22 protein-coding genes and 1 pseudogene are annotated in these 21,885 nt (G+C 38.0%); 3 read left to right on the top strand and 20 right to left on the bottom strand.

Annotated elements, in window-relative coordinates; all coding sequences use genetic code 11:
* Positions 1 to 128 precede the first annotated feature (128 nt).
* From dnaK to gpr, 8 genes are all read right to left on the bottom strand, one after another.
* Entirely contained in the window at positions 129 to 1,961 is a 1,833-nt protein-coding gene (dnaK, locus tag QFZ28_RS09550) for a molecular chaperone DnaK (RefSeq protein ID WP_307194410.1), read from the bottom strand.
* A gap of 33 nt (positions 1,962 to 1,994) precedes the next feature.
* Positions 1,995 to 2,585 carry a nucleotide exchange factor GrpE gene (grpE, locus tag QFZ28_RS09545; RefSeq protein WP_307194409.1) on the bottom strand — a complete coding sequence of 197 codons (591 nt, stop codon included), beginning with the start codon at positions 2,583 to 2,585 and terminating at the stop codon, positions 1,995 to 1,997.
* A 104-nt stretch (positions 2,586 to 2,689) separates the two neighbouring features.
* Positions 2,690 to 3,721: a heat-inducible transcriptional repressor HrcA gene (hrcA, locus tag QFZ28_RS09540; protein ID WP_307194408.1), complete on the bottom strand. Its 1,032-nt coding sequence runs from the start codon at positions 3,719 to 3,721 to the stop codon at positions 2,690 to 2,692.
* A gap of 124 nt (positions 3,722 to 3,845) precedes the next feature.
* Positions 3,846 to 4,988, bottom strand: a complete 1,143-nt coding sequence (gene hemW / locus QFZ28_RS09535) for a radical SAM family heme chaperone HemW (RefSeq protein ID WP_307194407.1) — start codon at positions 4,986 to 4,988, stop codon at positions 3,846 to 3,848.
* 79 nt (positions 4,989 to 5,067) lie between these two features.
* Positions 5,068 to 6,903 carry a translation elongation factor 4 gene (gene lepA / locus QFZ28_RS09530; protein WP_307194406.1) on the bottom strand — a complete coding sequence of 612 codons (1,836 nt, stop codon included), beginning with the start codon at positions 6,901 to 6,903 and terminating at the stop codon, positions 5,068 to 5,070.
* 139 nt (positions 6,904 to 7,042) lie between these two features.
* Entirely contained in the window at positions 7,043 to 7,369 is a 327-nt protein-coding gene (locus tag QFZ28_RS09525) for a DUF3679 domain-containing protein (protein ID WP_307194405.1), read from the bottom strand.
* Between the two features lie 19 nt (positions 7,370 to 7,388).
* Positions 7,389 to 8,579, bottom strand: coding sequence for a stage II sporulation protein P (gene spoIIP / locus QFZ28_RS09520; protein ID WP_307194404.1), 1,191 nt, complete (start codon positions 8,577 to 8,579; stop codon positions 7,389 to 7,391).
* Between the two features lie 93 nt (positions 8,580 to 8,672).
* Positions 8,673 to 9,809 carry a GPR endopeptidase gene (gpr, locus tag QFZ28_RS09515; protein ID WP_307194403.1) on the bottom strand — a complete coding sequence of 379 codons (1,137 nt, stop codon included), beginning with the start codon at positions 9,807 to 9,809 and terminating at the stop codon, positions 8,673 to 8,675.
* 337 nt (positions 9,810 to 10,146) lie between these two features.
* Here gpr and rpsT point away from each other — a divergent pair, with 337 nt between their 5' ends.
* Positions 10,147 to 10,407: a 30S ribosomal protein S20 gene (rpsT, locus tag QFZ28_RS09510; RefSeq protein WP_063251355.1), complete on the top strand. Its 261-nt coding sequence runs from the start codon at positions 10,147 to 10,149 to the stop codon at positions 10,405 to 10,407.
* 51 nt (positions 10,408 to 10,458) lie between these two features.
* On the opposite strand, the gene holA is transcribed toward rpsT, so the two are convergent.
* Complete coding sequence (gene holA, locus QFZ28_RS09505) at positions 10,459 to 11,475, bottom strand: DNA polymerase III subunit delta (protein WP_307194402.1); 1,017 nt, start codon at positions 11,473 to 11,475, stop codon at positions 10,459 to 10,461.
* Positions 11,476 to 11,785: 310 nt separating this feature from the next.
* Here holA and QFZ28_RS09500 point away from each other — a divergent pair, with 310 nt between their 5' ends.
* Positions 11,786 to 11,920 carry a YqzM family protein gene (locus tag QFZ28_RS09500; protein ID WP_307194401.1) on the top strand — a complete coding sequence of 45 codons (135 nt, stop codon included), beginning with the start codon at positions 11,786 to 11,788 and terminating at the stop codon, positions 11,918 to 11,920.
* Between the two features lie 69 nt (positions 11,921 to 11,989).
* On the opposite strand, the gene QFZ28_RS09495 is transcribed toward QFZ28_RS09500, so the two are convergent.
* The 3 genes and pseudogenes from QFZ28_RS09495 to QFZ28_RS09485 form a co-directional block, all read right to left on the bottom strand.
* Entirely contained in the window at positions 11,990 to 14,323 is a 2,334-nt protein-coding gene (locus QFZ28_RS09495; protein WP_307194400.1) for a DNA internalization-related competence protein ComEC/Rec2, read from the bottom strand.
* 76 nt (positions 14,324 to 14,399) lie between these two features.
* Positions 14,400 to 14,846, bottom strand: a pseudogene (locus tag QFZ28_RS09490) (ComE operon protein 2); the annotation flags it as partial.
* Between the two features lie 81 nt (positions 14,847 to 14,927).
* A complete protein-coding gene (locus tag QFZ28_RS09485; RefSeq protein WP_307194399.1) occupies positions 14,928 to 15,554 on the bottom strand; it encodes a helix-hairpin-helix domain-containing protein in 627 nt (208 codons plus the stop codon).
* An 87-nt stretch (positions 15,555 to 15,641) separates the two neighbouring features.
* On the opposite strand from QFZ28_RS09485, the gene comER reads away from it, so the two are divergent.
* Entirely contained in the window at positions 15,642 to 16,466 is an 825-nt protein-coding gene (gene comER, locus QFZ28_RS09480) for a late competence protein ComER (RefSeq protein WP_307194398.1), read from the top strand.
* 54 nt (positions 16,467 to 16,520) lie between these two features.
* Here the strand turns inward: comER and QFZ28_RS09475 are convergent, their stop codons facing one another.
* From QFZ28_RS09475 to QFZ28_RS09440, 8 genes are read right to left on the bottom strand one after another with little or no spacing between them, the layout of a single operon-like run.
* Positions 16,521 to 17,276: a class I SAM-dependent DNA methyltransferase gene (locus tag QFZ28_RS09475; protein ID WP_307194397.1), complete on the bottom strand. Its 756-nt coding sequence runs from the start codon at positions 17,274 to 17,276 to the stop codon at positions 16,521 to 16,523.
* Entirely contained in the window at positions 17,273 to 17,629 is a 357-nt protein-coding gene (gene rsfS, locus QFZ28_RS09470) for a ribosome silencing factor (protein WP_063251362.1), read from the bottom strand. The genes QFZ28_RS09475 and rsfS overlap by 4 nt, the downstream gene beginning before the upstream one ends.
* Before the next feature lie 3 nt (positions 17,630 to 17,632).
* Positions 17,633 to 18,199 carry a bis(5'-nucleosyl)-tetraphosphatase (symmetrical) YqeK gene (gene yqeK, locus QFZ28_RS09465; RefSeq protein ID WP_307194396.1) on the bottom strand — a complete coding sequence of 189 codons (567 nt, stop codon included), beginning with the start codon at positions 18,197 to 18,199 and terminating at the stop codon, positions 17,633 to 17,635.
* Positions 18,189 to 18,758 (bottom strand): nicotinate-nucleotide adenylyltransferase, encoded by a 570-nt coding sequence (locus tag QFZ28_RS09460; protein ID WP_307194395.1) that lies wholly within the window; start codon positions 18,756 to 18,758, stop codon positions 18,189 to 18,191. Before QFZ28_RS09460 ends, yqeK begins: the two co-directional genes overlap by 11 nt.
* Before the next feature lie 16 nt (positions 18,759 to 18,774).
* Complete coding sequence (gene yhbY / locus QFZ28_RS09455) at positions 18,775 to 19,065, bottom strand: ribosome assembly RNA-binding protein YhbY (protein ID WP_307194394.1); 291 nt, start codon at positions 19,063 to 19,065, stop codon at positions 18,775 to 18,777.
* A 1-nt stretch (position 19,066) separates the two neighbouring features.
* A complete protein-coding gene (gene aroE / locus QFZ28_RS09450) occupies positions 19,067 to 19,897 on the bottom strand; it encodes a shikimate dehydrogenase (RefSeq protein WP_307194393.1) in 831 nt (276 codons plus the stop codon).
* A gap of 26 nt (positions 19,898 to 19,923) precedes the next feature.
* Entirely contained in the window at positions 19,924 to 21,006 is a 1,083-nt protein-coding gene (yqeH, locus tag QFZ28_RS09445) for a ribosome biogenesis GTPase YqeH (protein ID WP_307196988.1), read from the bottom strand.
* 30 nt (positions 21,007 to 21,036) lie between these two features.
* Positions 21,037 to 21,552 (bottom strand): YqeG family HAD IIIA-type phosphatase, encoded by a 516-nt coding sequence (locus QFZ28_RS09440; RefSeq protein WP_307194392.1) that lies wholly within the window; start codon positions 21,550 to 21,552, stop codon positions 21,037 to 21,039.
* Positions 21,553 to 21,885 lie beyond the last annotated feature (333 nt).

The raw sequence follows: 21,885 nt of genomic DNA, 5'->3' as shown, positions 1-21,885 counted from the left end.
CGCAACTAGACAAGCTTATGTCTCAAGCCGATAGCGCCTGGAGCTGGACAATACATAGATATTTTACAAAGAAAAAGCCAAAGCCGATGCTGACTTTGACTTTTTCGTAAGTTACTAGCTTTGCTTTTTTATTTCTCTTCTTTGATTTCTTCAAATTCAGCGTCGACTACATTGTCATCTTTAGGACCTGCTGCTCCGCCTTCTGCGCCTTGCGCTCCTTGTGCTGCTTGAGCAGCTTGTTCATAAAGCTTAACAGTTAAAGCTTGAACAATTTCTTGTAAAGCGTCTTTTTTAGCGCGGATTTCGGCAAGATCATTTTGCTCAATCGCTGCTTTTAAAGCATCTTTTGCTTCATTTGCTTTCGCTACTTCAGCAGCGTCCACTTTATCTTCTAAATCTTTTAATGTTTTTTCAGTTGTAAAGACTAATTGGTCTGCTTCATTGCGAAGTTCCACTTCTTCTTTACGCTGTTTATCAGCTTCAGCGTTTTCTTCTGCTTCTCTAACCATTTTTTGAATTTCTTCATCAGAGAGACCAGTTGAAGATTTGATTGTAATTTGCTGTTCTTTATTCGTACCAAGATCTTTCGCACGTACATTGACAATACCGTTTTTATCAATATCAAACGTTACTTCAATTTGTGGAATTCCACGTGGAGCTGGTGGAATATCGGATAATTGGAAACGTCCCAATGTTTTATTTAGATTTGCCATTGGACGTTCCCCTTGAAGAACGTGAATATCAACAGCCGTTTGGTTATCAGCCGCAGTTGAGAATACTTGTGATTTTGATGTTGGAATCGTTGTATTACGGTCGATTAACTTTGTAAACACACCGCCCATTGTTTCGATACCTAGTGATAATGGTGTCACGTCAAGTAAAACAACATCTTTTACATCACCTGTGATTACGCCGCCTTGAATAGCTGCACCCATTGCTACTACTTCATCCGGGTTAACTCCACGGTGTGGTTCTTTACCTGTTGCCTTTTTAATTGCTTCCTGTACAGCAGGAATACGAGTTGATCCGCCGACCAGAATGACCTTATCAAGCTGTGATGGCGAAAGACCAGCGTCACTTAATGCTTGGCGAGTAGGCCCCATTGTCCGCTCTACAAGGTGTGCAGATAGCTCATCAAATTTAGCTCTTGTCATTGTTACTTCAAGGTGAAGTGGACCAGCAGGACCTGCAGTGATAAATGGTAAAGAAATTTGCGTTGAAGCTACTCCAGATAAATCCTTTTTCGCTTTTTCTGCAGCATCCTTTAAGCGCTGTAATGCCATTTTATCTTGGGAAAGGTCAATGCCATTTTCTTTTTTGAATTGCTCTACTAGGTAATCAATAATAACTTGGTCAAAGTCATCTCCGCCTAGACGGTTATCACCAGCAGTAGATTTAACTTCAAATACACCATCACCTAATTCAAGGATGGAAACGTCGAATGTACCGCCGCCAAGGTCATAAACAAGAATCGTTTGGTCTTCATCCGTTTTATCCAATCCGTACGCAAGAGCTGCAGCAGTAGGTTCATTGATGATACGCTCAACTTCTAAACCAGCAATTCTACCTGCATCCTTTGTAGCTTGGCGTTCGGCGTCATTAAAGTAAGCAGGTACAGTAATAACTGCTTTAGTAACTGGCTCACCTAAATAATCTTCAGCGTAAGATTTTAAATATTGAAGGATAATAGCTGACATTTCTTGTGGAGTATAGTTTTTACCTTCTACTTCTACTTTGTAATCTGTTCCCATATGACGTTTAATGGACATGATGGTATTTGGGTTCGTAACAGCCTGACGCTTAGCCACTTCCCCTATTTGGCGTTCACCGTTTTTAAATGCAACAACAGATGGTGTTGTGCGGTTTCCTTCTGGATTTGGAATAACCTTTGGTTCGCCGCCTTCAAGAACTGCAACACATGAGTTTGTTGTACCAAGGTCAATACCGATAATTTTACTCATTTCCCTTTTCCTCCTAGGTATTAATATGTAGGTTTATTGATTAACCTTAACCATTGACGGGCGGATCACTCGATCCTTTAACATGTACCCTTTTTGAAATTCAGCACTTACGATATTAGAGCCATAATTCTCATCTTCTCCCTGCATTACTGCTTGGTGGAAATTTGGATCAAACTCTTTTCCAACTGCTTCAATTGGTTCAACACCTTCTTTTTTCAAGGCGTCAACTAAGCTACGATAAACCATTTCCATTCCTTGAAGCAAGGAGCGCGTTTGGTCATTGTCTGCTTCTATTTGAAGTGCTCTTTCGAAATTGTCCAAAGTCGGAAGCAACTCAGTCACTAACTTTTGTGCTTTATATTTTTCACCCGCCTCGATTTCTAATCGAGTACGACGGCGGAAGTTATCAAAATCTGCCTGTAGACGCAAGTAACGATTATCCGCTTCTTCTAATTTACTGGTGAGGTTTTGAATTTCAGCAGCATAGTCTACCTTCGCTGAATCTTCAGTGGAATCCCCTGTTTCAGCAAAAACAGGTTCAACTCCCTCATTGGTAAGTTCTACTTGTTCATTTGTTTCGGACTCAACTTCCTCATTAAGAGTGTTATTCTTTTCTTCTGTCAACTTACTCACCTCCTTAAAGGATTGTTAAACATTTATCGTAATGGTTATTTTCATGAAAAGGAGGGTGAAAATAGAGCATTCACCCTTACTCAATATTTCCACTGCTAATATTTTTGATACAGGTTCGTTAATACTGAGGTTAAATCCTTACTTAAAAACTGCAGCAAGCTTATTACACGTGAGTACTCCATTCTAGTTGGTCCAAGAATTGCAATGGTTCCCAAACTTTCTGCTCCAACTGAATAGGTTGCCGTAATAAGGCTGCAATTTTCCATTGCGCTGTTGTTGTTTTCTCTGCCGATTTTCACGTTGATACCAGCTGAGTCATGTTTGATTAAAGGATAGATCCACTCTTCGTGATCAATCATCTGTAAGAGGGTACGAATTTTGCTGATATCATGAAATTCCGGCTGGCTTAACATATTTGTCTTACCACCAAAGAAGAGTTTTTCATTAGCCGGCATTTTAAGCGAATCAGCAATGGTGTGCAGCATTAAATCATAATTTCGAATATGCTGCCTCAACAGCGTCGCAACTTCCTTATAGATTTTATCGTTTAACTCTTCTAGCGCTACCCCTGTCAACCGTTCGTTTAATATGTTGACTGTCTTTTCCAAATCACTCGCATCAACTGAAGGCGGCAAATAAAATGTCCGGTTTTCAACATGACCTGAATCAGTAACAAAGATAGCTACAGCTGTTTCCTTGTTTAAAGGAATGATTTGTATTCTTTTAAGTTTATTAAAGCTGGCCGCAGGACCTAAAACGATAGAAGTATAATTGGTTAACTCAGATAAGATTTTTGCTGATTTTTGGATAATTTTCTCAAACTCAAAAATCTTTTCCGCAAAAATCGATTGAATAATCGTAATATCCTGCTTGTTTAATACTTGAGGCGACAGCAAATGGTCTACATAATACCGATAGCCTTTTTCAGAAGGAACACGACCAGAAGAAGTATGCGTTTTTTCTATATAGCCTAACTCTTCAAGGTCAGCCATTTCATTCCGAATTGTTGCTGAACTAAATGAAATTTCTTCTTTTTTCGACAAACTCCTTGAGCCGACAGGTTGTGCAGACCGAATAAAATCATCAACAATAACCTGAAGAATCAATAATTGACGATCTGTTAACACCTTTCATCACCTCTGTTAGCACTCATTGAAGTCGAGTGCTAATTCTATTAATAAATTATCAAAAATAGGGGGATGGTGTCAATCATTTGGTGTTAAGAAATTGCAAATCACCATGTTCCTAGGGTTAATTTGCAACACCTAAAAATGATTGGAAAACCTCATTACCGAGGGGCCGCCCTGTTTTTGTTAAATATATATTATCTTCTTTTACTTCTATCCATTTTTTTGCAATCAAATCAGATATCTCATTTCCAAATATTTCCAGTGGATCAATATCAAATTTTTCAATGAAATGGGATATAGATACTCCATCTGTTTTTCGCAGACCTAAAAACATTTCTTCTTCTATTTGTTCTGCTTTTGAAGTTTGGTGTTCCTGGAATATTGGGAGGTTCCCGTTATCAATTAGTTCCATATACTTTTTCAATGGTCCAGCATTCGAGCGTCTCCAGCCATTCACATAGCTGTGAGCACCTGCACCGAACCCATAATAGTATTCGTTATTCCAGTATGTTAGGTTATGTTTGCTTTCATAGCCAGGCTTTGAAAAATTACTAATTTCATACTGTTTAAATCCGTGCTTTTCCATTTGCTCCATAAGCAGTTCATACATTGCTGCTTCCGTATCTTCTCCAGGTTGTGGCAGTTTGCCTTTTTGCATGAGATTGTAAAAAACGGTCTTTGGTTCAATAATTAATGAATACGCAGAGTAATGTTGAATATCTAGAGTAAAGGCTTGTGCTAATGACTCCTTAAAATCGTTAATCGTTTGTGTTGGCAGACTGAAGATTAAATCAATACTAATGTTATCAAAACCAATTGACTTGGCATTGTCTACTGTTTGGTAAACATCTTCTGCCCGATGTACACGGCCAATTTTCTCTAACAAGTCATCATTAAAGGTTTGAACACCGAGACTAAGGCGGTTTACACCTGCATCTTTTAATATTTGTAACTTTTCTTTTGTTAAATCACCTGGATTTGCTTCAAATGTAAACTCATGATTACAGCCCATCGGTAAATTTCTATTTATACTTTGACAAAACCATTCGAGTTGTTTTTCATTTAGGGAAGTAGGAGTCCCGCCGCCTACAAAAATTGTTTCCAACTGGTCAGTTGGGTATTTTTGTAGAGTGAGAATCATTTCCTGCTCAAGTGACTTTAAATATTCATCCACCGGCTGCCCTTTAAGAAATACTTTATTAAAATCACAGTAATGGCAAATATGCTCACAAAAGGGTATATGGAGATAAGCAGCTTTAATCATACTTTCACCTTCTTTTTTCTAGTAAAAAGAGGCTGGATTCCGCCTATATATAGACATCCCAACCTCCCGTTACATTTTTTTATTTTTTGGTATTGTTATCATCCATTTTTAGAACTGCCATGAAGGCTTCTTGTGGGACCTCGACAGAACCAACCTGTTTCATTCGTTTTTTACCTTCTTTTTGTTTCTCGAGCAGCTTTCGTTTACGGGAGATATCTCCCCCATAACATTTAGCCAATACGTTTTTACCCATGGATTTAATGGTTGAGCGAGCAACAATTTTCTGACCAATAGCGGCTTGGACAGGAACTTCGAATTGCTGCCTTGGGATTAATTCTTTAAGCTTCTCAACAATGACTTTGCCGCGTTCATAGGCAAAATCTTTATGAACGATAAAGCTTAAGGCATCCACCTTTTCAGCGTTTAACAATATATCCATTTTAACCAAGCTAGACGGTTTGTAGCCAATTAACTCATAATCAAATGATGCATAGCCTCGGGTGCTAGATTTAAGTTGATCAAAAAAATCATAAACAATTTCTGCTAACGGAATTTCATAGATAATGCTTACACGATTTTCACCTTGGTATTCCATATTAATAAACATACCACGCTTTTGCTGACAAAGCTCCATAATCGCACCGACATATTCATTTGGAGCCATCATCGTTGCTTTTACGTAAGGCTCTTCAACATGGTCAATTTTCTGTGGATCCGGAAGATTTGAAGGGTTATCCACTTTTATTTGAGTGCCATTTGTCATGTGTACATCATAGATAACACTTGGAGCTGTTGTTATCAAATCAATTTTGAATTCACGCTCAATCCGCTCTTGGATAATCTCCATATGAAGAAGACCTAAGAACCCACAGCGGAAACCAAAACCTAGCGCCTGTGAAGTTTCAGGCTCGAATTGTAGCGCAGAATCATTTAACTGCAGCTTCTCTAGTGCTTCACGTAAATCATTAAATTTCGCAGTATCAATGGGATACAAGCCACAGTATACCATTGGATTTAATGTACGGTAACCTGGCAGCGGTTCAGTTGCACCATTTTTTGCATTTGTAATCGTATCACCGACACGAGTATCCCCTACATTTTTGATAGAGGCTGTCAGGAATCCAACGTCCCCAACAGTTAGTTCGTCTAAAAGCAATGATTTGGGTGTAAATACCCCTACTTCATTTACTTCAAATTCTGCACCAGTAGCCATCATTTTAATTTTATCGCCCACTTTTACACTTCCTTCAAAAACACGGATGTAGGCCACTACACCACGATAGGCATCATAAAGGGAATCAAAAATTAACGCTTTTAAAGGGGCATCTGGGTCACCTGTTGGAGCAGGAACAGCTTTCACTACCTGTTCAAGAATTTCTTCAATCCCAATACCGGCTTTAGCAGATGCTAACACTGCTTCAGAGGCGTCAAGTCCAATAACTTCTTCTATTTCATTACGGACTCTTTCAGGCTCTGCACTTGGTAAGTCGATTTTATTTATAACCGGTAAAATTTCAAGGTTATTGTCTAGTGCTAGATAAACGTTTGCTAGAGTTTGTGCTTCAATCCCCTGTGCAGCGTCCACGACTAAAACAGCACCTTCACAAGCAGCAAGAGAACGTGATACCTCATACGTAAAATCGACGTGTCCAGGTGTATCGATGAGATGGAAGGTATACTCTTCTCCATCTTTTGCTTTGTATTTTAATTGCACGGCATTTAACTTAATCGTTATGCCGCGTTCTCTTTCTAAATCCATCGAATCTAGAAGCTGATCCTTCATTTCACGAGAAGTTAATGCATTCGTTTTTTCCAAAATACGGTCAGCTAATGTTGATTTCCCATGGTCAATATGGGCAATAATCGAGAAATTTCTTATCTTTGATTGTCTTTTTAATTTATCTTCTCTGTTCATGTATTTCACTCCTACTATAACTCGCACAAGTACACTATTTTTGATTATATCAGTACGGGAAATAAGATTCAATGAAAACTAAAAGAGGGTGGTTTTACCATAAAAATAGCGGTATCCCATTAAGGAACCGCAGGCAAATTTATTGAGTAATAAGATTAATCAGTTTTTCCGAAGCTGAGGAAACACCTTCTGAGACCTTCTTTCCCATCGAAGAAAAAAGATTAAAGGCACTTATTTCCTCAAGCTTCTTTTTCTTTTCATCGATGTCGTGGCTTGAGATGTCATTTCCCAAGAATGTGGCCTTAACATGGTCACCATTATCATTTAAGGCCACAGCATTTTGAAAATTCGGGTCATCATAGCCCTTCATTTTATGAATACCGTCATTGGCTAATTGCATACCGGCTAACACTGAAATAAACATCAGCGCTACTATACAAAAAAATTTCAGCATGAACATTTTCATAGCACATGCTCCTTTACTTCTATTGTTTATCCGTGGATTGTTCTACATCATAATTTACTTTCTCGGCCTGCCAGAAATATTCACTAAAGACATCTGCAAGCGCGTCAGCTGAACGGTTTAGCTCTTCAAAGGTATTATCAACACCGCCAAATTCAATTAACAAAGCATTGTCAGAAAGGTTTTGATTATACACTCCATTTGATCCGGCGTCTTTTTTCATCAAGACTCCCCAGCTAATTCCTTTATATTTTTCTTGTAATAGGTTATGAAGGTCCGTTGCTAATTTTAGATTTTTTTCATAATTAGGGTTTTTTCCACCGACCACAAAAACCAGCTGTGCATAGGCCTGTCCATTAATAATTGGCGTTGTTTTATCTTTTCGTCTGGCATCTCGATGGATATCAATTAAATAGTGAATATCACTGTTTGTAGCAAGTGTCTCCCGAACCAATTCACCAGATTTTGAATACGCTGCAGCCATTTTTACAGACCCCATAACATCAGATTTATCTATGGATGTACCAATTCCTCTCGCCTCTAAGCCGGCTTTTAATTGATCCCCAATTTTGGTGACATTTAACTGGGAATGATAAGCGAGGTCAGGATCTGTTACCCCCTGTAAATAGGGTAAGTAGGATTCACGATTATGTGTGAAGTAGAGATGTACAACCTTTTTATCACCTGTTGTGAGCAACGGTTTTGAAGGTGTTCCGTTTTCTGTCCCTTCATCAATTCCCTCTAAATTTTGCAGCGAAGCCTCACGCTCTGCCTTCATTATTTCAATTGGCGGAGCAGACTCCATTGGCATATTCGTATAATTGGAACCTTCACCGGCGACTAGTATTTTTCCATCAAACTGTTCAAAGCCTGGAAGCTCCCTGCCTAAAAGGCTCCTTGGATCATTTAAATTAATATTGCTCGAAAGCTTAAAGATTAAGTTAGTTAACTTGGGACTTGCTGTTAAATCATCCTCAATTGATAAGAAATGGTGATTCTCCCATGCCATGAGTTGATAGAGCATTTTCCCATTTACTTCATTTGTTGCCGTATTAACAGAATTAGACATAGGTCTAAACTGGGGCTTTAACGATGTTAATAGCCCGCTGATAGAAAAAACCAATAGCATAAACAATAGGATAAAAGAGGTTACTTTTATTAGATTCGTCCCTTGCACCGTCAGAAACAATCCGGAATTCCTAGTAGATTTCATGGTTCCACCTCTCAATTTGATTCTAGTAAATACTTATGACATTACTAGAATTGCTAGAACCATAAATCGCAATTGTGAGGTGGTCACTTAATATTATCTTGTATAGTAACCTGCATTTCCTTGATCAACATTACTGTGGAGCGAAGCATTTAACCCGCTAGCAATCAGATTAGCCATATCTTCAATAAACACATCTACTTCTTTTGGTGTCACCATCAAATTATGTCCTAAAGGAGAGAGGACCTCGTAAATTAATTTACGTTTTTCTTCCTCTTCTAAAGTTCCAATCATCCCTAGGAAGGTCTGACGGTGCTTTTCTTCAGGAAGGTCCTCTTCAGTAAGCTTTTTCCGTTTTCCAAAAGTCATACCCGCTGGTGCGAGCGCTCGTGAAGGTCGATTTCCTTCCTTAAGTTCCTTTCCAAAATGCTTAAGGATAAAATCTATCGTGTCACTTGTAATGGAAACCGCATCGACAACGGTGGGAACCCCAATGGCAATTACCGGAACACCTAATGTTTCTTTACTTAATTCTTTTCTTTTATTTCCAACACCAGATCCTGGATGAATTCCTGTATCTGAAACTTGAATGGTAGAATTAACCCTTTCAATTGACCTCGCTGCTAAAGCATCAATCGCGATGACAAAATCAGGCTTAGTTTTCTCCACTACTCCAAAGATGATATCGCTCGTTTCGATTCCCGTTAATCCCATAACTCCAGGAACTAACGAACTAACAGGACGATACCCTTCCTCTACATGTTCAGGCTGCAACTCGAACAAGTGCCTGGTGATCAATAGGTTTTCACAGACCATCGGACCAAGTGCGTCAGGAGTAACATTCCAATTTCCCAGTCCCACCACGAGGCAAGAGGCATCCTTTTTGATACCAGTTCCTTCTAGGAAGTGAGAAAATTCCTTTGCAAAAATCTCCTCTACCTTTTGTTGTAACGGAGTGTCCTGCTGTCTAATCCCTTGAACCTCCACCGTTAGATAGCGTCCTGCTTTTTTACCAAGCTGTTTTGCTCCTGTTTCAGTAATCTCCACTAATGATACTTTGATATCATCTATATCTTTTTCTTTTATAATGACTCCTTCAATTTGGGAGATATTCTCTCCTTGTTGAACAGAGCCTTCCCTATCCGCGATTACCATTTCTCTTGCTTCAATCGCTAAATCCGTTCGAATCGAGTACTGACTTAAGTCGATATTGTTGTTCTTGTTCTCCTGCATAATGCCTCGCTCCTATTCTGAAGTTCTCAATCTAGCTCCAGCGACTAGGGGCTCGGGGTCATAAGCCAATCCGTCAAGAAGGTTAAAGAACAACCTTCTCGCCGGCTCGCCTTATGCCTGTCTCCCCTGGGCGAGTCGCTTCCGCCTTTTAATCTAGAAACTATTTCCTTATTTTTGCCCTCTTCCCGCTAAAACATTCAGGTTATTCTTAGTTGAAAATAAATCAAGTATTGCAATCTAGGCTTTGGTTTGATAAAATATCTCTTGTTCTGAATAATTGTGAATGAAGGTAAAGTCGAGTTCATATAGTCTCGATTCTTTGTAGGAGGTGAAAGTAATGCCTAACATTAAATCTGCTATTAAGCGTGTAAAAACAAGCGAAGCTCGTAATGCTCAAAATACAACTGCTAAATCTGCAATGCGTACTGCTGTTAAGAAAGTAGAAGCTGCTGTTACTCTTAACGACGCTCCTGCAGCTAAAGAAGCATTCTCAACTGCTGCTAGCAAACTAGACAAGGCTGCTGCAAAAGGACTTATCCATAAAAATGCGGCTGCTCGTAAAAAATCACGTCTTGCTAAAAAAGCTAACTCTCTATAATTTAGAGTGCACAAAATAAAACGATTCCTACTTGGAATCGTTTTTTTGTCTTCAGCGTTTTATTTTAAATAATAACATTTCAATCAATAAAGACTTATTCATCCCGCCGGTTTTCATCTGATAATCTGCATTTGCTAACATCGTCATAAGATTTTTCAATTCTTCATCCGTAAATTGATTAGCTTGTCCCGCTGCCAGCTTTACTCGAAAGGGATGAGTTTTCAAAAAGCCAGCCATTTGCTGTTGCCCATAACCTCGGCGCGAGAGCTCTTTTACCTGATAGATTAACCTGAACTGCCCTGCCAGCAAGGCCAAAATTTTAATTGGTTCCTCGTTTTGTTTTAATAAATCATAATAAATTCTTAAAGCATCCTCTGGTTTACGTTGTACAACTTTCTCAATTAAGGTAAAAATATTTTGTTCAAGTGACCTTGAAACTAAATTTTCCACCATTGCCGCATCAATCCGGTTCTCATCTGCAGCGTATAAAGCTAATTTATCAACCTCGCTCGTAATCATAAACATATTGGTTCCAACCAATGTTATTAACAAATCTAGCGCATCGGAATCAAAGACAATGCCATTATACTTTGCCCTTTCCTTCACCCAATTTTTTAAATCATGTTCATTTAATTTTTTAGCCTCTACTGAAACAGCAGATCTCTTTAATTCTTTGGTCACTTTTTTTCGTTCATCCAGCTTTTCATAAGGTGCGGAGATAACCAATACAGTATAAGGTGCTGGGTCTTTCAGATATGCTTCAAGCCGCGTGAGATTATGGTCAATTTTATCTTTTGTCTTTTCTGCAGTTAAAAATTTAGGATTATGTAGAAAAATTACTTTCTTCTCACCTAAAAAAGGAAAGGTCTCTGCATCTTCTAGTGCCGCTTCTATAGGGGTTTCATCCAGGTCGTAAGCAGTAAAATTAAAGTCCTTCTCTTCCTCATCTAAAACTTGATTAAGCAGTAATTGTTTTGTTTCATTGATTAAAAATGCTTCTGTACCATATAATAAATAAATGGGAGCAATTTCCCGTTGTTTAATTTGTTTCCAAATATCTAATACCATTATCCAAGCTCCCCTTCGATTCTCGTTCCATTATCTATCGTAATGAAGCTTGGACAATTTGACAAGTGTTAAAAGGGAAATGACGCTTTTCTTAAAAAGCGCCAATTCCCGATCTATAATGAACGCCTGCAATCAAAGCCCTAGGATCATTCGATTGCTTGGCGGAGTTCCTTGTGTAAATTTAGTGTCACCTTTTTGGATGAAAGTATTTGTGTCAACTCTTGTCAATATAGGAAGCAGATATCGAAAGCATGCTGGATTTTTTAAATAAAAAAGCTTATACTATTATGTGAAATAGGAGGGGTATACTGTGAATGAATTTGAAAAGAATGTGCAAAGTAAACGTAACGACGCAATTGATTCTGGGGTAGGCTTTATCGTTTCTTTTAGTTTTTTTGCTACAATGTTTATCATTGCAACAGTTATTAAAATTATCGGATCCTAATGTACTGCTACATAATGAATGTTTGGAGGCTGCATATCGTTTGCAGTCTCTTTTATGTTTTCTAATGAGCTATTGCTTTATGTTATGTAAAAAGGGAGAAAAGGTTCCACTCTCCTGATAAAACGTATAGGTAATAGCTCCATGAAGGTCAGTCCTAAATACAGTTGTTTTTGATAGTCGTTCTAACACTTCATTGTCAGGATGACCATAGCGGTTTTTTTCACCAACAGAGATCCAGGAAACAGATGGTGTAATGGCGTTAATAAATATCTCACTGCTTGAGGTTTTACTGCCATGATGACCAGCCTTTAAGACATCAATATTCAAATTGGGGTATTTCTTTATAATCCTTTCTTCTCCCTCTTGATCGAGATCACCTCCAAAAAACCACTTAAGCCCTCCAATGTTTGCGACAATCGCGATAGAACCACTATTCCGCTCCCCTTGATAATTCTTTACAGGACTTACTACAAAAAATAAGCTTTTTTCATTTTTCCATTGGCTCCCTTCAGCTGCCTTTACTACTTGAATACCTTTTTTCTTCGCCTCCTTGATAATAGTTAATTCTGAATTTGAAGGTTCAGCAACTGAGGGCATAATAATCTGTTTTACTTTAATTTCCTCCAAAACAGCAAGAGCCCCCCCAGTATGATCACTATCACCATGTGTAAGAATTAGTTTATCTAATTTTTTTATTCCCTTGCCCTTCAAAAAAGGAACGACCACATCCCTCCCAACTTCATATGGTTTTGCAGCCTTTTTCCAATCCTCCTCTTCAAATTGAACACTTCCACCAGTATCAATTAAATAGGTACCCTGACCAAATGGATAGTGGATTAATATACTATCTCCCTGTCCAACATCAATCATGGTGACTTCCCCAAATGGATTAGCCCAATTCCAAACGTTCTGAAATGTAAATAAGACAAATGTAAAAAGCATAACCTTTTGTTTTCGTCTCTGCTCCCAACCCGCTTCCCATAATAGAAAAATAATTAGGATAATTAAAATATATGCCATAAAGTTTAGCAAATTGGGTCTTCCAGTTATCAGCTGTGCAAAAGATAAGTCTGCAAGCTGTTCGATTATTCTATTTGCTAATGTAATAATTTTCATAAATAGATTTATCAGAATGGATGGAGTATCTCCAAAGATAGTCTGAATGAAAAATAACAGATAAAAACCTGGAAGAAATACGAACGAAAAGAGTGGAATATAGAGAAGATTAGCTGCAATGCTAATAAAGGAGATTTCAAAAAAGTGATACAGTAAAATCGGCAGCGCAGCAAGTTGAGCAATAACGGAAATGGCCACCATAGAGGTAATTATTTGTTGATACCGAGGCAAAATGCTGGAGGTGGATAAAATAATGGCAAAGCTAACCGAGAATGATAACTGAAATCCTGCATCTAAAATAATTAGCGGAGTAAAATATACATATATCATTAGAGTAAGACTAATGGCGTCAATCGGGGACAATTTTAATTGTTTCTTCCATCGTAAAATAAATAAAACAAGGAAAATCATTAGCACCGCCCGAATAACGGAAGGAGAAGCACCAGTTAAAATTGCATAAACCGGTAAAATAACGAGAAGAAAATTCATCATGAACTGCCTCGTTAACCCACTTCGAATTCCTAAATAAAAAACCATTCCGATTAATAAGGAAACATGTTGGCCAGAGATTGCCAGCAAATGAACAATGCCTGTTTTTTGATAATCCATTAACACCTCAGGGTCAAACATACTTCGATCTCCAAAAATTAAGGCAGCTGAAAGTGCAGCGATTTCTGACGGGAAGTGCTCTTCTAGGTAGCGAATACCTTTAAAACGTAACTCTTTAATCATAGTTAACGGCGATGATTTAACTGCAGCACAGTTTTTAAGCGGGTGCTCTCCTAATTCAACAATTTTATAAACTTGTTTAGTGGCTAAGTATTTACGGTAGTTAAAAGCATTTGGATTTTTAGTAAAGGAAGCGTCTTTCAATTGTCCCGTTACTTGACAAAGACGACCATAAAAGTTAGTGTTTTTTAAATTTTCTTTCTCTTCCTCAGAGTTGATTTTATAGCGTATTAGAAGCTTTTCTTTACTATTTCTTTCTAATGCAGTAACTTGAAACAAATCACCATCCACTTTTGTATTCTCTGTATATTGCAAATAAAAGGTAGATAGGCTGTCTGACAGTTTAGATTTATTATCAGCTGAGGAATGTTCACTAGTGAGGAAAAAAATAATAAAGAGGCAGATGACGAATAATAGCTGATAGCTGTTATACATCTTAAACCTGTGCAAGAGAAAAAGGTAGATGACCGTTAAAAGAAGGAACGGAAGAAAAGAAAATAGGGAGGTTAATACACCTAATAATGCAACAATCGCAAAATAAAAATATTTACCATTCATAATGTTCTCCATTTTTCAGGGTAGGATATAACGCCGGGGAGACCGGCGCTAATTTTGGGGCTTATTGATTTAATTGGCGTAAATCAATAACTGATTCTTTTAATTCTACCTTTTCAGTCTTTACGTTTGCTTGCTGAAATAACTCAACTGCGTGAGGATGGTTCTTATAATCCTCTGCATAATAGACTGTTTTAATCCCAGCTTGGATAATGGCTTTGCAACACTGCAGGCATGGGAAATGTGTTACATAAATTTCTGAGTCAGCCGTGGGTACACCAAATTTCGCACATTGCAGGAGAGCATTCATCTCTGCATGAATCGTCCTTACACAATGATTATCTATGACATAACAGCCTTTATCGATACAATGGTCTCCACCCGCAATCGAACCGTTATAACCACCCGCAATAATTCGCTTATCTCTGACAATGGTCGCTCCCACTGTAAGTCTTGTACAGGTACTTCTTAATGCCAGTAAATGGCTTTGTGCCATAAAATATTGATCCCAAGAAATGCGCTCCACCTTTCTCCAACTCCTTCAAATTTCGATTTATTTCTCCCTTAAGTGTAATATTGGAGACTTTAAAAGGTCAATAAGATTTCCTTATTGAACTGTAATTAAATCTTTTAGCTTATCAAATGTTTTGTCACCGATTCCGCTAATATTTTTAAGGTCTTCAACACTTTTAAAAGCGCCATTTGTTTCCCTGTATTCTATAATCGCAGCGGCCTTTGAAGGACCGATGCTAGGCAGGTTTTGCAATTCATTTTCATCTGCCTCGTTTAGATTAATTTTACCTTGCTTAGTGCCTCCAGCAGCTGAAGGATCACCCGTCAGTCCCTGCGGGATACTACCTTCCTCCCCTTTTGCGGGAATATAAATCACCATCGCATCCTGAACATGCTCAGCAAAATTCACCTTGCTTTCATCTGCGTTTTCCGTTAACCCCCCGGCACGCTGAACCACGTCTATAACCCTTTCATCCTGACTGGAGGCATACACACCAGGCATTTTTACCTGCCCTTTTACATCTACAATAAAGCTTTCGGGTTCCTGTATTTGGTTTTGGGGTGGTTGGGCGGCGGCCTCATTTATCTCCGTATGGACAATATCCTCTACATTAATTTCTGACGATGATTTTCTTTCCTCAAAAAAATAATAAATAGCCACAAAAAAGATGATGACAGCGATTATAAGATAAATTTTATGCTCATACATCCAATCCTTCATAATGAATCCATCCTTTCAGTTGGTATATTTCACTATCAAATTTCATATTGTTATTAGAGAATCTGCATGCGAAGGAGGGTCGGAAAAATGAAAATTGGTATCATTGGTACCGGTAATATGGGGACAGTTTTGATCGAGGCTTTGATCGATGGAAAAGCAGTTTCCCCTTCTTCAATGGTTATAACAAATAGAACAAAAACAAAAGCGATGCTGCTTAAAGATAAATATAGGGGTATAAGGGTTGGGGAAAATGCAGCTGCAGTCGCTTCTCAATCCGATTTGGTGTTCATCTGTGTAAAACCCTTGGATGTTTATAAAATTCTTGATGAGATTAATCCCCATTTGAATAATCGGAAATGTATCATATCGATCACTAGCCCTATCGATACAAATCAACTTGCAGCTAAAACATCTAGTTCAGTAATTAGGGTTATTCCGAGCATTACAAATCGTGCATTAGCGGGAGTTTCTCTTATAACGTATGGTGAACAGTGCAGTGATATTTGGAAAACAAAAGTGGAGAGTTTATTTGCGAAGATTTCGGTACCAGTTACAATTGATGAGAAAATAACAAGAGTGGCATCTGATATTGTTAGCTGTGGTCCTGCGTTTTTCAGTTACCTGCTGCAACGATTTATACTCGCAGCAGTAAAAGAAACGGAGATTGATCAAGAAACGGCGACAGTGATGGCGAGTGAAATGATTGTTGGGCTCGGTGAGTTAATCAAACAAGGGCATTATACATTACCTTCCTTACAAGAAAAAGTTTGTGTTAAGGGTGGTATCACAGGTGAGGGTATTAAAATAATGGAGGAAGAACTTGGAGAGGTCTTTGAGCATGTTTTCCAAGCAACACATTCAAAATTTAATGAAGACCTAGAAAAGGTTAATTTACAGTTCTATAAGCATTAATTCGCTATAAAGCAACAAAATCCTTTAATTTTTTTTCATAAAGCCATCATTTATTTAAAATGATGGCTTTTTTGTGGCAATAAAAAATATTCTTTCTGATTTTTCTTTTGGTTCTTTATTCTCGAAATCAGCACTGACTTCCAGTAATTCAAAACCTGCTTGTGCTAACCAGTCTGAATATTGTTGAACTGGGTAGGTTCTTTGAAAATGAAGTTCATCGAAGCGATCATACTTGCCTGTCTGTTCATCTAAAATAAAAAAACTTAATTCATGCTCGACACTATTCGGTGAATCACCGGCGAAACTGTTCCAAATATAGGACAAGTGTTCATCTGCTAATGTAAAGCTTTGGTTGGTAAAAACGTGAGAAATTTTATAAAGTGAATGGACATCAAAAAAGAATAGACCGCCGTCCTTCAGGTGATTGTAAGCGCTGGTAAACGTATGTATGACATCTTCATTAGATTGCAAGTAATTTAATGAATCACAAAAAATACCAATAATATCAAACTCTTCGTGTCCTTCCAACCTTGCCATGTCCTGTTCAAAAAAAGGAATTTGCAAACCTTCAGCCTGTGCTTTTGCCTGTGCAACCGCGAGCATATCAGCAGATAAGTCTACACCTGTAACCGAAAAGCCCTCCTTTGCGAAACGAACGGAGAGCTCTCCCGTGCCACAGGCCAAATCAAGTAGATTATTACCACCTACATGATATTGGTTCAATTTTTCTTTTACAAATCTCACCCATTCATCATATGGAGCATCTTGCATGAGCTCATCATAAAGATAGGCAAACTGCTCATAGCTCATGTTGTCAGCTCACTGCGAATATCTTCTAATGGCGCATCGCCCCATAAGCGTTCTAATTTATAGTAACTTCTTTCATCACGATGGAATACATGTGCAACCACATCTCCCAGGTCAATTAGAATCCACGTAGCTTCATCAAAGCCTTCCATTCTTCGCACATTATATCCGTTTTCTTCTGCTTTTTCTTTAATTTCTCTTGCAATCGCCTGAACTTGTTTGTCCGAGTTTCCGTGACAAATGATAAAATAATCGGCAATTAACGAGATTCCCTGCATATTGAGTGCTAAAATGTCTTCAGCTCTTTTATCATCTGCAGCCTTTACAGCAATTTTTAATAATTCTTGATTAGACATTAATCAATCCTCCTGTCTCATTACGAGATCATTATATGTTTGAAAGCTATCCGGATAAACCGGTTGATTCTTTTTCATTAAGAATAGTATGGTATTTTTAACCGCTTGTATTAATGCGGTATCCAAATTTTCTTTGGCTAAGGCTCTAACATCATCCACTCCTGGAAAATGTCGGCCTGGTTCAATATAATCCGCTAAATAAATTACCTTTTCCAGCAAAGTCATTCCCGGTCTTCCAGATGTATGGTAGCGTATAGCGTCCAGTACTTCACTATCCTTTATTCCTGCTTCGGTTTCTACCAAATAGGCTCCTGCAGGTGCATGCCATAACTCTGCATGATACTGGAGTAAATCTTGAGGGAAATTTTGATTCATGATAATTTGTCTCATTTCATCCTTGGGACGAAACTTAGCATAGTCATGAAAAATCGCAGCTAATTCTGCCTTTTTTTCATCAGCGCCATATTGTCTTGCTAAAGTAATGGCCGTTTCCATGACACCTAAAGTATGCTGATATCTATGATCTGTCAACTGTTCTTTTACAATTTTTAATGCTTGTTCACGTTCCATATAAATGATTCTCCCTAATAAAATCAATGACAGAGTCTGGTAATAAATAACGAACCGTCATCCCTTGCTGTACTCTCTCTCTTATCATGCTTGATGAAACATCAAATGCTGGCACATCAACGTAAATAATAGGATAATCTGTTTTACTGCTGTACTCCGGTCTTTGGACACCAACAAATTGTACGAGCTTAATCAATTCGTCTACTTTATGCCATTTAGGCAGGTATTCAATCATATCTGCACCAATAATGAAGAAAAATTGATGATTTGGATATCGTTCATTCAATATCTTCATCGTATCGACAGTAAACGATGGACCCGATCTTTCCAGCTCATTTTTTTCAATTCTAAAGGCCGAATTCCCTTTAATAGAAAGCTCAAGCATTTGCAGCCGGTCTATATTCTCAACTGACTCGGATTTCCGCTTATGAGGAGGCTCTTGGTTTGGCATAAACCAAATTTCATCTAGATTAAGTTTGGAGAGTACCTCATTAGCAATTAACAAATGTCCGTAATGAGGCGGGTCAAATGTCCCTCCTAATATCCCAACCTTTGTCATGATGAACCCTCCTGTACTATGGAAGTGTAATTTGTTTCTTTTCTACCGATTCTTTGTAAAGTACGATTGTATTTCCAATAATTTGTACAATTTCAGCACCTGTTCCTTTAGCAAGCTGCTGGGCAACTACATCTTTATCTTCTTCACAATTTTGCAAAACACTTATCTTAAAAAGTTCTCTCGCCTCTAACGCATCGGCCACTTGCTTAATCATATTTTCATTTACCCCGCCTTTTCCTACTTGAAAAATCGGATCTAAATGATGAGCTTTTGACCTTAAAAATCTTTTCTGTTTACCTGTTAACATTTCACGCCTCCAACTGTCTTAATACATTCTCTCTCATTCTTTTTACATCAGGGAAAATTCCTGTCCATTTCTCAAATGCCAAAGCACCTTGATAAACAAACATTTCAACACCATTTTGAACGGCTGCACCCTTCTGCCGTGCTTCCTTCATGAATTGTGTTTCCAGCGGGTTGTATACTATATCACAAACCAAGGCTTCGGTATTTAAATTTCTTAGGCTAATCGGTGTTTCTAAAATTTTTGGGTACATGCCTATCATGGTGGTTTGAATAACTACATCATATTCATCCAGATAAGCCTCTGCCTCCTCTAGAGTTAAGGATTTAGAGTTTGATTCAAATGGGCATGCCTCGATTAACTCCTTCGCTTTTTTGACAGTTCGATTGGTTATATCGATTGCAAGAGGCTTCATTTTCGCCATCGTAAAATAAATGGCCCTTGCAGCCCCTCCTGCCCCTATAACTAAGACTTTCTTATCTGTAAAGGTTAGGAAGTATGGTTCTAGACCTTTTAAAAATCCATAACCATCTGTGTTATAGCCGATTAGTTTACCATTATCATTGACCACAGTATTTACTGCACCTATACTCAATGCTAAATCATCCACACCATCTAGAAATGGTATAATGGCGCTCTTATGTGGAATTGTCACATTAAACCCAGCTATTCCAATCGCCTTTAGCCCTCTAATAGCTGTTTCTAATTCATCTGGACGTACTTTAAAGGGATGATAATGAGCATCGATTTCATAATAAGATATAACATCGTTAAGCATAATTGGTGACATTGAGTGACCAATTGGATCTCCAATAACCGCAAAAAGTTTCTTCACCTGTTCCCCTCATCTCCCCGTCTTAATCAAATTAAGGATTTTCGTGTCAAGGTTTGCACACCCTTGGGCACATATGCTGCAACTTTTACTCCCGGCTCGTTAACTGTGACCCAGCCAAGTCCAGAAAAGACAACATCTGTTTTTGCATCCTTAATCGTAAATTCTTGTCTTACTAGCTCAGGAAATGAATGCAATTCATCCTTTCGAGGTGGAGCCAGCATTTCCCCAACATGGTTTCGATATAATTCATCGGCATTTTCTGTTTTGGTACGATGAATATTAATTTCATTTGAAACATGGCAGACAAATGAATTCCTGTCGCCGCTTATAAAATCAAACCGAGCTAATCCCCCGAAAAACAAGGTCTGTCCTTCATTTAATTGAAACACCTTAGGTTTAATCTCTTTTTTCGGAGTAATAATTTTTAAATCCTTCTTATCAACATAGTGGGCCATCTGATGATGATTGATAATTCCAGGTGAATCAATCAGTGCTTTGCCATCCTCAAGTGGAATTTTAATGATGTCTAAAGTGGTACCAGGAAAGTGTGATGTAGTGATAATATCTCCTTCACCCGTAACCTCTTTAATGATTCTATTTATAAATGTAGATTTCCCTACATTTGTACATCCTACCACATAGACATCTTTTCCATTTCGCATTTCATCTATGGCCGCTGCCGTTTCTTTGATGAACTTGCCTTTCTCTGCACTGACTAAATAAACCTCCTCAGGTCGTAGCCCCAGCTCTTTTGATTCTTGTTTCATCCAATTAATCAACTTGTTATGTTTCACAGATTTAGGCAATAGGTCCACCTTATTACCCACTAGTACGATTTTGTTATTGCCGACAAATCGGTGTAATCCGGGCAGCCAGCTTCCATTAAAGTCAAAAATATCAACAATCATCACAATTAATGCATCCGTCTGACCAATGCCATTCAAAATTTTCAGGAAGTCATCGTCCGTTAAACTGACATCTTGGACCTCATTGTAATGTTTAAGACGAAAACAGCGCTGACAAATAATACTATCCTTTTCGAGTGCTGATGCCGGTGCATATCCTAAATCCGCAGGGTTATCAGTTTGAACCTTAACTCCGCACCCCATACATAAATATTGCTCTTGTTCACTCACACTTTAATCCTCCCACTGAATCATGCCTTTTTTTCTGAACCAGTTCAAAATTCTACGTTCAGCAAGGCGGTTAAATTTTGTAATAAACCCATCCGTTTGCGCAACAGGGACCACTAGTATCGTATGAAATCCGCTTCGGTTTCCACCTAAGACATCCGTTAATAACTGATCACCGATGACAACTGCTTCTTCTTTCTTGATTCCCATTTGTGAAAGAGCCTTATTAAACGCGCGCATGAGTGGTTTACGTGCTTGAAATATAAATGGAATGTGTAATGGATCCGCGAATTCCTTCACACGAACTTCATTATTATTCGAAACAATTGTAACGAGTATATTATGTTTTTTTATTTGTTCAAACCATTTAATGAGCTCAGGTGTGGCATTCGGCCGATCCCATTCCACAAGCGTATTATCCAAATCAGTAATAATACCCTTAATTCCTCTCTTTTTCAAATCTTCAGGATGTATATCAAATATGCTTTTTACATGTTCATCAGGTAAAAATATCTTTAACACTGAGCTTACACCTCATTAATTCATCTGTTTATCTGTACCATCATAACCAATTTTAACCGTAGTATCAAAATAAAACTATTATAGTTGTTTTATTTTATTATTTGTCAAAGTTCGACATTATTACAAAGATACGATGCCTTTTTGCTGTAAATACAAAATACAAAAAATATTTTTCGACAAAATCACAGCATTTCCTCTTCTGTGGATAAAGTTATTAACATTATACCCATTGTTTCAGCCACTTTTTTATACTTTATAAACAAATTAGTCACAAGTTATCCACTGCTAATTGTGAATAATTGGAAAGGTTGTCCTAACGAATTTAATTTGGTA

The sequence above is a fragment of the Neobacillus niacini genome, assembly GCF_030817695.1.
Classification (GTDB): Bacteria; Bacillota; Bacilli; order Bacillales; family Cytobacillaceae; genus Neobacillus; species Neobacillus niacini_F.
This window is presented reverse-complemented; position numbering and strand designations above follow the sequence as displayed.

Excerpts from the sequence above, each read along its gene's own strand:
- dnaK (WP_307194410.1), bottom strand. The coding sequence starts at position 1,961 with ATGAGTAAAATTATCGGTATTGACCTTGGTACAACAAACTCATGTGTT.
- hemW (WP_307194407.1), bottom strand. The coding sequence starts at position 4,988 with ATGATTAAAGCTGCTTATCTCCATATACCCTTTTGTGAGCATATTTGC.
- lepA (WP_307194406.1), bottom strand. The coding sequence starts at position 6,903 with ATGAACAGAGAAGATAAATTAAAAAGACAATCAAAGATAAGAAATTTC.
- QFZ28_RS09525 (WP_307194405.1), bottom strand. The coding sequence starts at position 7,369 with ATGAAAATGTTCATGCTGAAATTTTTTTGTATAGTAGCGCTGATGTTT.
- spoIIP (WP_307194404.1), bottom strand. The coding sequence starts at position 8,579 with ATGAAATCTACTAGGAATTCCGGATTGTTTCTGACGGTGCAAGGGACG.
- gpr (WP_307194403.1), bottom strand. The coding sequence starts at position 9,809 with ATGCAGGAGAACAAGAACAACAATATCGACTTAAGTCAGTACTCGATT.
- rpsT (WP_063251355.1), top strand. The coding sequence starts at position 10,147 with ATGCCTAACATTAAATCTGCTATTAAGCGTGTAAAAACAAGCGAAGCT.
- holA (WP_307194402.1), bottom strand. The coding sequence starts at position 11,475 with ATGGTATTAGATATTTGGAAACAAATTAAACAACGGGAAATTGCTCCC.
- QFZ28_RS09495 (WP_307194400.1), bottom strand. The coding sequence starts at position 14,323 with ATGAATGGTAAATATTTTTATTTTGCGATTGTTGCATTATTAGGTGTA.
- QFZ28_RS09485 (WP_307194399.1), bottom strand. The coding sequence starts at position 15,554 with ATGAAGGATTGGATGTATGAGCATAAAATTTATCTTATAATCGCTGTC.
- comER (WP_307194398.1), top strand. The coding sequence starts at position 15,642 with ATGAAAATTGGTATCATTGGTACCGGTAATATGGGGACAGTTTTGATC.
- QFZ28_RS09475 (WP_307194397.1), bottom strand. The coding sequence starts at position 17,276 with ATGAGCTATGAGCAGTTTGCCTATCTTTATGATGAGCTCATGCAAGAT.
- rsfS (WP_063251362.1), bottom strand. The coding sequence starts at position 17,629 with ATGTCTAATCAAGAATTATTAAAAATTGCTGTAAAGGCTGCAGATGAT.
- yqeK (WP_307194396.1), bottom strand. The coding sequence starts at position 18,199 with ATGGAACGTGAACAAGCATTAAAAATTGTAAAAGAACAGTTGACAGAT.
- QFZ28_RS09460 (WP_307194395.1), bottom strand. The coding sequence starts at position 18,758 with ATGACAAAGGTTGGGATATTAGGAGGGACATTTGACCCGCCTCATTAC.
- yhbY (WP_307194394.1), bottom strand. The coding sequence starts at position 19,065 with ATGTTAACAGGTAAACAGAAAAGATTTTTAAGGTCAAAAGCTCATCAT.
- yqeH (WP_307196988.1), bottom strand. The coding sequence starts at position 21,006 with ATGGGGTGCGGAGTTAAGGTTCAAACTGATAACCCTGCGGATTTAGGA.